Source organism: Pseudomonas sp. W2Jun17 (genome assembly GCF_023127795.1).
Taxonomy (GTDB): Bacteria; Pseudomonadota; Gammaproteobacteria; order Pseudomonadales; family Pseudomonadaceae; genus Aquipseudomonas; species Aquipseudomonas synxantha_A.
On record NZ_SPKO01000014.1, the window covers coordinates 118,424 to 130,819 of the forward strand.

Sequence of the window (12,396 nt, forward strand, 5' to 3'; positions counted from 1 at the left end):
AAAACAATATTTCCGCCGTGGAACCCTTATGGTCGCGAAGAAACTCAGCGCTCCAAACGTTACCAAGACTCGATTGCTGGATGCGACAGAGGCCCTCTTCATCAAGTACGGCTACGACGCCGTGTTGCTACGCCAGATAACCGAACGCGCCCAGGTCAACCTGGCGGCGGTGAACTACCACTTCGGGGACAAGGACTCCCTGATGAAAACCCTGCTGATGCAACGCCTGGAGCCGCTCAACGAGCAGCGCCTGGAACTGCTGGCGCGCTGTGAAGCCGAATCCGACGGCCCGCTGGATTGCGACACGCTGCTGGGCGTGCTGTTTGCCCCAGCCATGGGCCTGGAGCGCAGCGACCCGGCCAGCGGGGAAGGGCGCTCGTTCATTCGCTTCCTTGGCCGGGTCTACAGCGACACCTCGCCGTTTATCCAGGAATACCTCAAGGTGCATTACCAGCCGGTGTTCCAGCGCTTCTTCGAAGCCTTCGCCCTGGCCCTGCCAGACCTGCCGCGCAATGAGCTGGGCGTACGCCTGCAATTTGCCCTCAAGGCGATTTCCGGGGTCATGGCCGGCACCGAACTGCGCCTGCTGATGAACTCCATGAGCCTGGGCCGACCGGCGACGGATGCGGAGGTGATGGCGAAGTTGATTACCTTGGTGTCGGCGGCGATTCGAGTGCCACAGCAGAGTGCCGAGGCTGAGACGGCGCTGGCCAAGGTGCTGGAGACTCAGCGCGCCATTCGCGAACAGGCCACACGCTGAAGCCAATCCCCGACCCCTTGCAGGAGCGAGCAAGCTCGCTCCTACCGACTCGGGTGGCCTAGGCAAAACCCAGGCAAAAAAAAGCCCGCTGGGGCGGCGGGCTTGATATGCAACGTTTGTAACGGATGAGGCTTTACCCTACGTTCTGGGATGTGAACAAATCGTGAAAAATATGTAAGAGAAAGTGTGAATGTGTCGATGTGCGTAAAGCTCCCGTCCAGCTGTCGCTAAATCTTCCAGCGTGCGGCACCTTTGGCAAGCCGTTGACGCATCTGATCCACGTTCGCCGCCAGTTGCAAGGTCAATAGTCGATACCCATCCAACGCACTGTAAACCGGCGCATCCAGCGCAGGCTCACTGCCTGTGGCGTAACTGCTACGCTCCAACCGCTCCGTCACCCCCGACTTCAACGCCCGCGCCATTCCCACCAACTGCACTCGAATCTGCCGGTGCTCGGCCTTGAGCATCACCTGCATCCGCGCCGTGGCCTGCTTGTCGCGCGGGTCTGGCCGGGTATTGCCGAGAATCTCCAGGGTACTGATGCACATGCGCAGGTGACGCTGGATCGCGTCCAGTTCGGTCATGGAGACCCGCACTTCCTTGGACACCGATGGCATCAACGAGCGCAGTTGCAACATTGCTGCATTCAGGCGGTTGAGCAGCTTGAGGTGTTCATCATCGGTCACCGATTGGCCACCGATGATGCGGCTGTAGATCTGCGCGCAATCACGCAATGCACTGGCCAGGTTGTAGCGCCATGAGTACACCGCATACAGTGGCAGGGCGAAGGAGAAGGCCAGGGCCAGTACGATGCCGATCAGGATATCGACGGTGCGCCACAAGCCATCAGAGATCGGATTGTCCCCGTGGCCGGCAACGATAAACACCGTGATCGCCGACAGCAGCGCGATGTAACCGCCCTTGCCGATGGCATGGTAGGAAAAGAACCCGCACACCACCGACATCAACAGATAGGTCAACAGCGGCAGGCCGAAGTAAGCCTGTTGCACCACCAGCAGTAAACCGACGCTGGCGCCGATCAAGGTGCCGTAAGCGCGCTCCACGGCTTTTTTGCCGATATTGCCATGGTGCTGCAAGCCGCCGATCACGATCAGCATGGTCACCGATGCCCATTCGCCGTGGGGCAGGTTCAGGCCGCTGGTGAGCAGGATGGTCGCCAGCAAACCGACGGATACGCGCGCGGCGTGGATCAGCTTGGCGTGGCGAAAGCGCCGGTACGGGTCGAGCAGGGGGCGCAGCAGGCGCCGGGCAAAAATGGGCAGGTTCATCGGTATTGAAGTGGCCTCAAATGTATGAATGTGCTCGACTCAATGTGGGAGCTGGCTTGCCTGCGATAGCATCACCGCGACCTGACTGAAAGACCGAGGCGCCGGCATCGCAGGCAAGCCAGCTCCCACACTGACCTGTCTGCACATTGGAACGGGGTTGGCTTCAGAAAATGTAGTCGGTCGTCAGGAAGCTCGAGTCACGGTTGCGCAGGATATCGCTGACCAACGCCTTGTTACTCTCCTGGAACTTGGTCGCCACCAGGGTGCGGATCGAAAACACGCGCAAGGCGTCATGCACCGACAGCGTGCCTTCGGCCGAGTTCTTGCGCCCGTTGAACGGAAAGGTGTCCGGCCCGCGCTGGCACTGGGCGTTGATATTGATGCGACCGACCTGGTTGGCGAAGGTGTCTACCAGGCGCCCGACCTCGACGGGGTTGGTACCGAAAATGCTCAACTGCTGGCCGAAGTCCGAGTCCAGCACGTAGTCGATCACGGTCTCCAGGTCGCGGTAGGGCACGATCGGCACCACCGGGCCGAATTGCTCTTCGTGGTACACGCGCATCTGCGGGTTCACCGGGTACAGCACCGCCGGATAGAAGAACGAACCACGGCTGCTGCCGCCCTCGCTATTGACCACCTGGGCGCCGTGTCGGGCGGCATCGGCCACCAGTTCGTTGAGGTAATCCACCTTGCCCACTTCCGGCAGTGGCGTCAGCGCCACGCCGTCTTCCCAGGGCATACCGGGCTTGAGCGTCGCGAGTTTGGTGTTGAATTTCTCGATAAAGCTATCGACGACATCTTCATGCACGAACAGGATCTTCAACGCAGTGCAACGCTGGCCGTTGAACGACAACGAACCGGTGACCGCTTCACTCACCGCGTTATCCAGATCCACCTCGGGCAGCACGATCCCGGGGTTCTTCGCATCCAGCCCCAGCGCAGCACGCAAGCGGTGTGGCTTGGGGTGCAGTTTTTTCAAGTCGCTGGCAGCCTTGTTGGTGCCGATAAACGCGAAGATATCGATCTTGCCGCTGGCCATCAGCGCGCTCACGGTTTCGCGGCCGCTGCCGTAGATGACGTTGATCACCCCGGCCGGGAAGCTGTCGCGGAACGCCTCCAGCAAGGGGCGGATCAACAGCACACCAAGCTTGGCCGGCTTGAACACCACGGTATTGCCCATGATCAACGCCGGGATCAGCGTGGTGAAGGTCTCGTTCAACGGGTAGTTGTAAGGCCCCATGCACAGCGCCACGCCCAGCGGTACGCGGCGGATTTGCCCGAGTGTGTCCTGTTCCAGCTCGAAGCGGCTGCTGCGGCGGTCGAGTTCCTTGAGGGCGTTGATGGTGTCGGTGATGTAGTCGCAGGTGCGGTCGAATTCTTTCTGCGAGTCCTTGAGGTTCTTGCCGATTTCCCACATCAGCAGCTTCACCACCGCATCGCGCTGTTCGCGCATACGCCGCAAAAATGCCTCGACGTGCTGGATACGTTCGACAACGCGCATTGTCGGCCACTCACCCTGGCCACGGTCATAGGCACGCACGGCGGCATCCAGGGCGGTGAGGGCGGTGTCGGCATCCAGCAATGGCGTGCTGCCGATATGCACGCGCTCATCGCCCAGTTGCACCGGGCTTTGCACGCGAGCGAGCGGGCCGTTCCACACCCGCAGCTGGCCATCGACCAGGTAATCACGCTGCTCAATGGGCGCCGCCAGGCGAAATTGCTCGGGAATCTGGGTGACGGAAGTGGGAAACAGCTGGGCGAGCAGGTTGCTGGTGGTCATGTCGCTACCCCTGGAATAGTTGCAAAACATGACTAGAGAGTCACCCAACTAGCGGCTCTAAGGCAAGGCTTACGCGCATTGTTGTTCGCAGCGCGGTGCGCGCCGGGTAAACTGCGCGGCTTTTCAGAAGGAGTTCACATGAGTCAGTACCAGCCGGGCATTCTTGCCGCACCGGTGCCTTTGCAGGCCCGCCATCTGTTTTTCGCCCTCGATTCCCTGCAAGCCGTGCCCGCGGCGCTGGACGCGCTGGTGCAGTTGACGGATGCGGCGGCCGTGGTCGGTTTCGGTGAACCGCTGGTAAAGGCGCTGGGCGCCGAAATTGAAGGGCTGCGTGCATTCCCCGCCGTCAGCGGCCCTGGCGCTGACAACCCTTCGACTCAACAGGCGCTGTGGGTATGGCTGCATGGGGTGGATCGTGGCGAGTTGCTGCTGCGTAGTCGTGCCATCGAGAAAGCCCTGGCCCCGGCGTTTCGCCTGGTGCAATCGACTGAAGGCTTCCGCTACAAGACCGGTTTTGACCTGACCGACTACGAAGACGGCACCGAAAACCCTCACGACGATGCCGCCGTGGAGGCCGCCTTGACCGACAGCGGTGCCAGCTTTGCCGCTATCCAGCAATGGCAGCACGACCTCGACGGGTTCGCCGCGTTGCCTGCCCAGGAGCGTGATCACATCATCGGCCGACGCCATGGCGACAACGAAGAGCTCGACGACGCTCCGGAATCGGCCCACACCAAGCGCACAGCCCAGGAAAGCTTCACCCCGGAAGCCTTCGTGGTGCGACGCTCGATGCCTTGGGCCGAGAATGGCCAGGCAGGATTGATGTTCCTCGCGTTTGGCCATTCCTTCGATGCGTTTGAGGCGCAGCTTCGGCGTATGAGCGGGTTGGAGGATGGGATTGTCGATGGTTTGTATCGCATCAGTAAGCCATTGACTGGTGGCTATTACTGGTGTCCCCCGGTCAGGGAAGGGCGTCTGGACCTGAGTTTGGTTTTTTAACGACCTTTGCCTGCTCCCTGACGTACGCCTCAAGCGCTTTTGAGCGTTTCCAGCCACGCGGGGTCAAGCCGGGTTTGTTCGGTATCGATCCCCAGTGCGTGCATCTTGGTCTTGTGTGCGTCGATCTCGCCGACCAGTTGCGCCTGGGCGCTGGAGTTGGCATCCAGCTCATGCATTTGCGTCAGCCCCATGTGATAGAAACGCAACAGTTTGATGGCGGCCGGGTCGTTGGCTTGTACCCGCTCGGTGACCTTGTGCATTACGTTGGTCACGCTCATCAGGCTGCGCTTGAGTTGCCAGCCATACACCGCCGGCGCCAGCCAGGGCTGGGACCAGAACGGGCCACGCACCAGTGCGACGGTGATCAACACCCCGGCAAATACACCGCCGACATTGAAGCGAAAGTTGTCCCCCCCAGGCTCACCGAACAGCATCACCGCGAGGCTCGACAGCAGCATGGCCAGGGCCAGGAACAGCACGGCCACTATCAGCGTGCTGCGGCGGGTCTGTTGACGGTAGGTGACAGGGTCGCAGGGTTTGAGCTCGAACATCCGGGTCAGGTCTCCAGAAAGGGCGGTCATCTTCTCATGCTTGCAGCAATGAAGTTGAACGATGACTGCGCACGGTTTCTCTAAACCTGTGAAGCCCCTCATGAGGTAAGCCATCATGTCTGAACACAAGCAGCCACCGCCAGGTACACCGGATCCGAACCGCACGCCGGGTGAGGAGGAGCGCGACAACAATGCTTTGCGCCCCAACGATCCCAAAGAGCGTGGCCCCGACAACGATGTCGAGCACGTCGAACAAGACCTGGAAAACCTCCACGACAAAGCGCGCCCGCTTTAGCAGGAGTCTGTGATGAACAAACGTACCGATGGTCCCCACTCCAACGAGCACGCCAGTGGCAAGGATGAGCTGGGTTTCGACCCGGACTCGCCAGATGTGGCCGACCCTCAGGTCGACCCGGTAGGTCCGGCTATTGCGCCGCTGGATGAGAAAAAGTCATCTGAGAAAAAGCCGCCCTACGATCCGTTGGGCGACTTGAAGAAGTGAACCGAGCCCCGCCGTCGTGCGGGGCTTTGTTTATTTGGGTGGGGTCCAACTGACGTCGGTGATGCCGTATTTTTCCGCCCAGGGCCGGGTGGTTTTTTTCACTTGCTCGTGACCGACGCGGCCGATGCGGCTGACATGGGCAATGTCGGCATCAACGGCCGCCCAGTGCCAGGCTTCGGCGTTATTCATCACCTCGGCGCGCACCACGAAAGACTTGGGTTTACCGTGTAGCTGATAGTGGATGGTGTAGATTTTTGCGGTACTCATGTTGCCTCCCTGTCTTGTTATAGATGGATAGGCCAGCGTTCTAAAAGGTTCATTCAAAATGACAACGTACGCAGTGGCGCGGCATAGTGACGCTCTTGCCCTGCGCCCGAGGATCGCGCCATGCTCACACCCACGGATAGCCGCCTGTACCTGCAACGCCTGGGCTATGCCTCGCCATCGGCACCCACCTTGCAGACCCTGCGGGACTTGCAGCTGCGCCATGTCTGCACCTTTGCCTTTGAAAGCCTGTCGACCCTGATGCACGCGCCGGTGCCGATTGACCTGCAAAGCGTCACACAGAAGGTGTTGCACCAAGGACGCGGCGGCTATTGTTATGAGTTGAACCAGCTGTTCCTGGCCTTGTTGCAGGAGCTGGGCTATGAGGCTCGCGGCATTACCGGTCGTGTGGTGATTGGCGGGCCACCGGACGCCCACACCGGCCGTACTCACCGTCTGAGCCTGGTGACCCTCGACGGCGTGCGCTATATCACCGATGTCGGTTTCGGGGGCATGGTCCCCAGCAGCCCGTTGCAACTGGACAACGAAGCGCCCCAGGCCACTGCCCATGAGCCTTTTCGCCTGACATGCAATCAGGGCAGCTACACATTGTGGGCCCAGGTCGGTGAAGAGTGGCGCGGCTTGTACGTGTTCGATCTGCAAGTGCAGGCAGATATCGACTACGAAATCGGCAACTGGTACGTCTCCACGCACCCGGGGTCGCCGTTCGTTGGGCAGTTGAAGGCTGCGCTGCTTGCCCCCGGTAAACGTCATACCTTGGCCAACGCCCACTATGCGCTTCATTACCTGGATCGGCCCAGTGAAAAGCGCACGCTTCAAAGCGCCGACGAGTTGCTGGCGCTATTGCACGCCACGTTCGGGATTCAGCTGCCGGATCAGCCTCGACTTCGCGAAGCCGTTGAAAGCCTTATCCGCACGAATCCTGAAGAATATTGAGATAGAGCCTTCGCTGAACCGTTTTTTCTCCATTTTGGTGCAAATCCGTTCGAACTTTTTGCAAACGCCAAGGTTCGAACCGATTCCTGAATACTTTGCCCACCTTAAAATGGAGATGTAAAACGATGTCCAAACTATTCGGAAAATTTCTCAAGAACACCTCGTTGCTGGCCCTGGTCGCTGCGCCTGGCGTGGTGTTCGCTGCACCTTCCACCGACCCGATCTCCACGTTCGGGATCCTGGGCAGCTACAACGACTTCAAGCTGGAAGGCGGTAGCGAAAGCGACAAGGACCACATGCCTGAAGCGGGCCTGTTCTATAACTTCGGCAACAAGCTCACCGCCGAGTCCGGCTTCATCTACCAGGCCGGTATCGAAGCCAAGTACGGCGAAAAAAGCGACAACAAGCTCAAGGAAGGCCAGGCCGACCTTGACCTCGGCTGGCGTGCCGCGCTGGATGCGCGCAACTTCGTCGACGTGATCGTAGGCGGTGGCTACACCTGGACCCGCTATGAGCCGGACACCAATGGCTACGATATGAAGCTGACCAACAAGTCGCCGTTCGCCAAGGCTGCGCTGGGCTACAACCACCAGTTCGATGACATGACGCTGCGCGTTGAAGCCGGCGCCCGTCACACCATCGATGGCCGTGCCAAACTCAAGGTAGACGGCGTTGGCAGCGACAGCGTGGACCTCAAGGACCGCACCAACCCCTATGCTGAAGTCAGCCTGCTGATGAACCAGAAGGGCGACCTGCCAGTGATGGCGGGCCTGTACTACACCCGCACCGAGTACAAGCTCGACGACGACTCCTATGTGGCCGACAACACCAAGCTCAAGCGTGACGAATACGGCTTCAAGGTCGGTATTGCATTCTGACGCTGTTGTACTGCAAAAAACGCCCCGAATTCTCGGGGCGTTTTTTGGGTGGGCCAGGCATGGCGCGTTGCGCGCAAGCCTACTCGATCTTGGACTTGATTAGGTAACTTAAAGTAATAGGGGATTCACTGGGTGATCGTTTGATTCGGCACTAACTGACAGGTGTATGTGCTTGTTTTTTATACAAATATAGATAGAGCGCAATTGATACTGATGCAGTTAAAAAAGCCAAGCATGCAGCCACAACAAAAGGGGCTGGGCGACCGCCTGCAATTATTAGCACTGTCCCTAAAGAAGGTCCAATTATAATGCATAGCATTTGGATGCTTCTGAAAGACATGGATACTCTTCCGATATTATCAGAAGGGCATAATTGTTGAAGTATTATATTGGACGATATGATTAATAACTCATAACTTAAACCATTCACAAACCAAATCAGCGGATAGAGATAGGCTCTTCCAGGTACTTGGAAAAATACTAAAATGGCGGTCAGGATTAATGCTGCAGAAAAAATAAATAATGCATGTGATCGAAGTAGGATCTCATCGATATTGGTCAATTTGAACTTCATCAACAGTGCGGCACATATCGCGCCTCCGGCGGTTGCGGAAACGATCACTGAAAAATTAACTGGAGGTAAGCCTTCGTAGGCTAGAAAGGACGCCAAATGCGGGTCGTAAATTCCTAAAGCCAGCGATGTCAGTAGGGAGTATAAAAAGCCTATGCGTAGTTGAAAGGGCAAGGCTTTGAAAATAGAAAGTCCTCTTGTTATGTCGCGATAGAGTGGAAGGGTTTTCGTAGAGGAGTCATTAATTTGCGTTCGGAATGCCAGGCAAATAGACCTTAGGAGTGGAAAGGTTAATGAAGTGGCGGCAGCCGACAAAAAGAATAAATCCTTAGGTGATAATACTGCCGTTAACACACCTGCAAGTAATGGTGCAAGAATTTTGGAGGATTGATCAAATACACTGACGTGACTGAAAAATGATTTGCGCTCTTCGGCAAGTATCAGTTGTCGAACCATGATGGTTATCGAAGGGAAGTAAAATAGGTTTGACACGCCTTTGAATAAAACCAAAAACAAAAAGCTCTGAAGGTCTGGAGACACTGCGAGTGCTACAGTAGATAGTGTGCGCAGTATGGCACCAAATAATAGTGTCTTCCTTGCGTCATGTCGATCTATCAGCGTTCCAACGATAGGGCCAAGAAACAACATTGGGGCACCCAGGCAAAAAGCCAGGAACGCTATCGATGAAGGAGATGCATGCCATAGATAGACGGGAACCGTGAAGATCAAAAAAATATCAAGCCATAGTGATAGGCTGGATAGCGCTTGCACGTAAATAAGCTTACTTGACGTTTTCATCATGCCGATCTGAATTGAGAAAAAGCTTGTCTTCAAACACGAAGCCGTCGAGTCCATGTTCACTGGCGAATCGATACAGGTCGCTCAACCTATTTATAAAACCGCGGCCGTTAAAGTTTAGGGGCGTGTTACAAAGTACGCCGACTCCTGATATATCACGATAGGCGCTCAGTAACTGATGCATACGAAGATTCTGCGATTTATTGACTGATTGAGGGCGCGCTGAGTTATCAACGTGCGTCACGGCTGGAATTTTAGATGAAATAACTTTTCGAAATTCCAGCATGAAAGGGGAGGGGTTGGACGGGCGAAAGTATTCAGCCATACATTCTTCTAAGCATATAGGCGCAATGGGTCGAAACCCCTCGCGCTTCTTGATTTTATTCAATCTAATGAGGTTTTCTCTAGGGTAGGGCGCCGCAAAATTACTCGTCTCATATATAGTTTCTCAGGATTATTGCCTTCGCAGATTTGTGATGCACTTAAACCGTATGAGCGTCTATTGTGATTGTCAATATTATTTCTTGAGCTGTATTATTTTTCAGTTGAGTCTTCCTGTGTTTTTCCAGGCATTTATCGGATCGGTCTGATTGGCATTTCCTACATTTCGCTCCATCGTTGATTTCTAAAAGTATTGGTTCATATACAAGACTGTAATATCCAGTTGCATATAAGCCGACGTTCCGTTGTCGTTGTGGTTCACATATTTTTCTTCGCGGGTGCTCAACGCTAGAAGCGTTTAGTCGAGGACACCAAATGCGGCGTATGGAATGCCTACGTTGATATTGATCTGCATCTGGCGTTTACGCTTGCGGCCGAAACCGCCATGCCTGGTGCTGTTCGACTCACTATGGTGGTGAGTCGAATGACTTGGAGGTGAAAGTCCTCTACACACCCGGCAAGGGTACGACACAAACTCCGCTGTGTGCTGTGGCGTCAATGGAAGCAGCCTACTACTCGATGCTTTCGCAGGTCAGCCCAGTGCAGCAAGTTGTGCCACGGTTTCCGGAAAGCGCGCGACCAGGCGGATCAGGGTGACCGCCTGGGCGTTGGGTTTGGCCCGGCCTTGTTCCCAGTTTTCCAGGGTCCGGATGTTCGTACGCAAGTACATGGCGAATACCGACCGGGAGAGGTTGAGTTGCTGGCGCACGGCGATCACCTCGTTTGCGGTAAGCGGTGCCAGTTTGTTGAGGTGGACTTTGTGGGCGCGCAGGGTGATTTTGCCCTGGCGTTCGTCGGCCAGGGCGTCGAAGCCTTCGATTAACTCTGAAGCAATAGTGCGTTTCATGCTGATCACTACGTAGGTTGCGTATGAATTGATCACTTTACGAAAGCAGGACGGAGCGCGATGTCAGCTGTCGCTGTATATCGGGTCAGACCATTCGCGATGCTAGCGTGGCATGGGACCGCGTTGAGCCCATGAGCATCCAACTGACGCTCCTCGATCCAAATGTGGGAGCGGGCTTGCTCGCGAAGGCGGCGGGGCAGTCAATACATTTGGTGACTAGAGCACCTACCCTTGCCCTGAAAACGCAAAACGGCGCCCAAAGGCGCCGTTCTGTTGACTGCATCAATCTAAGCGATCAAACCCCCAACACCGCATGCTGCACCAGGGTGAGCAACGGTTGCGGGTACACGCCCAGGAAGAACGCGAGCAGGGCGATGGCCAGCAGCATCACGCCACCGGCTTTCTGTTCCCAATGCAGCTCGGCATCCACACGGCGCAGGTTTGGCTCGATCAGGTACAGGGTGACCATCACGCGCAGGTAGTAGAACACGCCGATGGCGCTGCCCAGTACCAGGGACGCTACCAACCACCACTCGTGGGCTTCAACACCGGTTGCGACAATGTAGAACTTGCCGATAAAGCCCGCGGTCAGCGGAATGCCGGCCAGGGACAGCATCATTACGGTCAGCACGGCAGTCAGGTACGGACGGCGCCAGAACAGGCCGCGGTATTCGTACAGGGCATCGGCGTCACGGCCTTTGTAAGGCGAGGACATCAGCGTGATCACGCCGAATGCGCCGAGGCTGGTGATCACGTAAGTGACCAAGTACACGCCGATGGCTTCCACGGCCAGGCCCTTGCTCGCCACCAGGGCGATCAGCAGGTAGCCGAAGTGGGCGATGGACGAGTAACCCAGCAGACGCTTGAGGTTGTTCTGGGTCAGCGCCAGCAGGTTACCGAACAGGATCGACGCAATGGCGATTACGGTCAGCACGTTGCTCAGCACGCCGGTGTTGGCGGCAGGCGAGATCTGGAACAGACGCACCATCACCGCAAACACCGCCACCTTCGACGCAGTCGCCAGGAACGCGGCCACCGGCGCCGGGGCGCCTTCGTACACGTCTGGGGTCCACAAGTGGAACGGCACCAGCGACAGCTTGAACGCCAGGCCGATCAGCATCATCGCCAGGCCCAGCTGGGCAATCGGCGCCGGGCTGTTGGTGGCGGCCAGGGCCTGGCCGATACCGGTGAAGCTCAGGCTGCCGGCTTCGGCGTAGAGCAGGGCCATACCGAACAACAGGAACGCGGAACCGGCGGCCGACAGCACCATGTACTTGATACCGGCTTCCAGGGAGCGCTTGTTGAAGAAGGCGTAGGCCACCAGGCCGTAGGTCGGGATCGACAGCAGTTCCAGGCCGATGAACAAGCCGGCCAGGTGCTGCGCGCTGACCAGCACGATACCGCCGGCCGCAGCCAGCAGGATCAGCAGGTACAGCTCTTCCTTGTTACCCGGGTAGCCGGTGCCGCCTTCGCCGAGGTAGGCGTGGGCGAGGGTGACGCAGGCCAGGGTCGCCACCAGGATCAGGGCGATGTACAGCAACGCGAAGTCATCGACCATCATCAATGGCGTGACCGCCAGTGGCGCGACCTTGAGGGCCGGGATGATCGACAGCAGGGCCAGGTTCAACCCCGCGCAGGACAGCAGGAACGTTTGCGAGTGATTGCGGCGCCAGGCGATTGCCAGCATCACCACCACGATGGTGAGGCTGGTAATCAGCAGCGGCGCAAGCGCGATAAAGTGTTGGATCGTGAATTCCAT

The 12,396-nt window shown here is 57.3% G+C and carries 14 protein-coding genes; 6 read left to right on the plus strand and 8 right to left on the minus strand.

The window, feature by feature from the left end:
* The first annotated feature begins 28 nt into the window (after positions 1-28).
* A complete protein-coding gene (locus E4O98_RS10780; RefSeq protein ID WP_032880606.1) occupies positions 29-760 on the plus strand; it encodes a TetR/AcrR family transcriptional regulator in 732 nt (243 codons plus the stop codon).
* A 227-nt stretch (positions 761-987) separates the two neighbouring features.
* Here E4O98_RS10780 and E4O98_RS10785 read toward each other — a convergent pair whose 3' ends face one another.
* Entirely contained in the window at positions 988-2,049 is a 1,062-nt protein-coding gene (locus E4O98_RS10785) for an FUSC family protein (RefSeq protein ID WP_248134956.1), read from the minus strand.
* 163 nt (positions 2,050-2,212) lie between these two features.
* Entirely contained in the window at positions 2,213-3,829 is a 1,617-nt protein-coding gene (locus E4O98_RS10790; protein ID WP_103734491.1) for an NADP-dependent glyceraldehyde-3-phosphate dehydrogenase, read from the minus strand.
* A 138-nt stretch (positions 3,830-3,967) separates the two neighbouring features.
* Here E4O98_RS10790 and E4O98_RS10795 point away from each other — a divergent pair, with 138 nt between their 5' ends.
* Positions 3,968-4,828, plus strand: a complete 861-nt coding sequence (locus E4O98_RS10795; protein WP_032880609.1) for a Dyp-type peroxidase — start codon at positions 3,968-3,970, stop codon at positions 4,826-4,828.
* A 29-nt stretch (positions 4,829-4,857) separates the two neighbouring features.
* Here the strand turns inward: E4O98_RS10795 and E4O98_RS10800 are convergent, their stop codons facing one another.
* Complete coding sequence (locus E4O98_RS10800; protein ID WP_032880610.1) at positions 4,858-5,379, minus strand: DUF3087 family protein; 522 nt, start codon at positions 5,377-5,379, stop codon at positions 4,858-4,860.
* A gap of 115 nt (positions 5,380-5,494) precedes the next feature.
* Between E4O98_RS10800 and E4O98_RS10805 the strand changes: the two genes are divergently transcribed.
* Both E4O98_RS10805 and E4O98_RS10810 read left to right on the plus strand, forming a co-directional pair.
* Entirely contained in the window at positions 5,495-5,674 is a 180-nt protein-coding gene (locus E4O98_RS10805; protein ID WP_103734494.1) for a hypothetical protein, read from the plus strand.
* 12 nt (positions 5,675-5,686) lie between these two features.
* Entirely contained in the window at positions 5,687-5,881 is a 195-nt protein-coding gene (locus E4O98_RS10810; protein ID WP_005789138.1) for a DUF6021 family protein, read from the plus strand.
* A 30-nt stretch (positions 5,882-5,911) separates the two neighbouring features.
* Here the strand turns inward: E4O98_RS10810 and E4O98_RS10815 are convergent, their stop codons facing one another.
* On the minus strand, positions 5,912-6,148 hold the full coding sequence (locus E4O98_RS10815) for a DUF6555 family protein (protein ID WP_005789137.1): 237 nt from the start codon (positions 6,146-6,148) through the stop codon (positions 5,912-5,914).
* Positions 6,149-6,268: 120 nt separating this feature from the next.
* Between E4O98_RS10815 and E4O98_RS10820 the strand changes: the two genes are divergently transcribed.
* Both E4O98_RS10820 and E4O98_RS10825 read left to right on the plus strand, forming a co-directional pair.
* Positions 6,269-7,102 carry an arylamine N-acetyltransferase gene (locus E4O98_RS10820; RefSeq protein ID WP_248134965.1) on the plus strand — a complete coding sequence of 278 codons (834 nt, stop codon included), beginning with the start codon at positions 6,269-6,271 and terminating at the stop codon, positions 7,100-7,102.
* 125 nt (positions 7,103-7,227) lie between these two features.
* Positions 7,228-7,980 carry an outer membrane beta-barrel protein gene (locus E4O98_RS10825; RefSeq protein ID WP_032880612.1) on the plus strand — a complete coding sequence of 251 codons (753 nt, stop codon included), beginning with the start codon at positions 7,228-7,230 and terminating at the stop codon, positions 7,978-7,980.
* Positions 7,981-8,131: 151 nt separating this feature from the next.
* Here E4O98_RS10825 and E4O98_RS10830 read toward each other — a convergent pair whose 3' ends face one another.
* From E4O98_RS10830 to nuoN, 4 genes are all read right to left on the minus strand, one after another.
* A complete protein-coding gene (locus E4O98_RS10830) occupies positions 8,132-9,349 on the minus strand; it encodes an MFS transporter (RefSeq protein ID WP_248134967.1) in 1,218 nt (405 codons plus the stop codon).
* Positions 9,333-9,791 carry a carbamoyltransferase C-terminal domain-containing protein gene (locus E4O98_RS10835; RefSeq protein WP_348984630.1) on the minus strand — a complete coding sequence of 153 codons (459 nt, stop codon included), beginning with the start codon at positions 9,789-9,791 and terminating at the stop codon, positions 9,333-9,335. Before E4O98_RS10835 ends, E4O98_RS10830 begins: the two co-directional genes overlap by 17 nt.
* A 531-nt stretch (positions 9,792-10,322) precedes the next feature.
* The gene (locus E4O98_RS10840) at positions 10,323-10,637 is read right to left on the minus strand and encodes a hypothetical protein (protein ID WP_032880613.1); all 315 of its coding nucleotides are present in this window, start codon (positions 10,635-10,637) and stop codon (positions 10,323-10,325) included.
* Positions 10,638-10,932: 295 nt separating this feature from the next.
* Positions 10,933-12,396 carry an NADH-quinone oxidoreductase subunit NuoN gene (nuoN, locus tag E4O98_RS10845; RefSeq protein ID WP_043046579.1) on the minus strand — a complete coding sequence of 488 codons (1,464 nt, stop codon included), beginning with the start codon at positions 12,394-12,396 and terminating at the stop codon, positions 10,933-10,935.

What these genes read in the sequence shown, in the direction of transcription:
- E4O98_RS10780 (WP_032880606.1), top strand. Translation starts at nt 29, where the DNA reads ATGGTCGCGAAGAAACTCAGCGCTCCAAACGTTACCAAGACTCGATTG.
- E4O98_RS10785 (WP_248134956.1), bottom strand. Translation starts at nt 2,049, where the DNA reads ATGAACCTGCCCATTTTTGCCCGGCGCCTGCTGCGCCCCCTGCTCGAC.
- E4O98_RS10790 (WP_103734491.1), bottom strand. Translation starts at nt 3,829, where the DNA reads ATGACCACCAGCAACCTGCTCGCCCAGCTGTTTCCCACTTCCGTCACC.
- E4O98_RS10795 (WP_032880609.1), top strand. Translation starts at nt 3,968, where the DNA reads ATGAGTCAGTACCAGCCGGGCATTCTTGCCGCACCGGTGCCTTTGCAG.
- E4O98_RS10800 (WP_032880610.1), bottom strand. Translation starts at nt 5,379, where the DNA reads ATGTTCGAGCTCAAACCCTGCGACCCTGTCACCTACCGTCAACAGACC.
- E4O98_RS10805 (WP_103734494.1), top strand. Translation starts at nt 5,495, where the DNA reads ATGTCTGAACACAAGCAGCCACCGCCAGGTACACCGGATCCGAACCGC.
- E4O98_RS10810 (WP_005789138.1), top strand. Translation starts at nt 5,687, where the DNA reads ATGAACAAACGTACCGATGGTCCCCACTCCAACGAGCACGCCAGTGGC.
- E4O98_RS10815 (WP_005789137.1), bottom strand. Translation starts at nt 6,148, where the DNA reads ATGAGTACCGCAAAAATCTACACCATCCACTATCAGCTACACGGTAAA.
- E4O98_RS10820 (WP_248134965.1), top strand. Translation starts at nt 6,269, where the DNA reads ATGCTCACACCCACGGATAGCCGCCTGTACCTGCAACGCCTGGGCTAT.
- E4O98_RS10825 (WP_032880612.1), top strand. Translation starts at nt 7,228, where the DNA reads ATGTCCAAACTATTCGGAAAATTTCTCAAGAACACCTCGTTGCTGGCC.
- E4O98_RS10830 (WP_248134967.1), bottom strand. Translation starts at nt 9,349, where the DNA reads ATGAAAACGTCAAGTAAGCTTATTTACGTGCAAGCGCTATCCAGCCTA.
- E4O98_RS10840 (WP_032880613.1), bottom strand. Translation starts at nt 10,637, where the DNA reads ATGAAACGCACTATTGCTTCAGAGTTAATCGAAGGCTTCGACGCCCTG.
- nuoN (WP_043046579.1), bottom strand. Translation starts at nt 12,396, where the DNA reads ATGGAATTCACGATCCAACACTTTATCGCGCTTGCGCCGCTGCTGATT.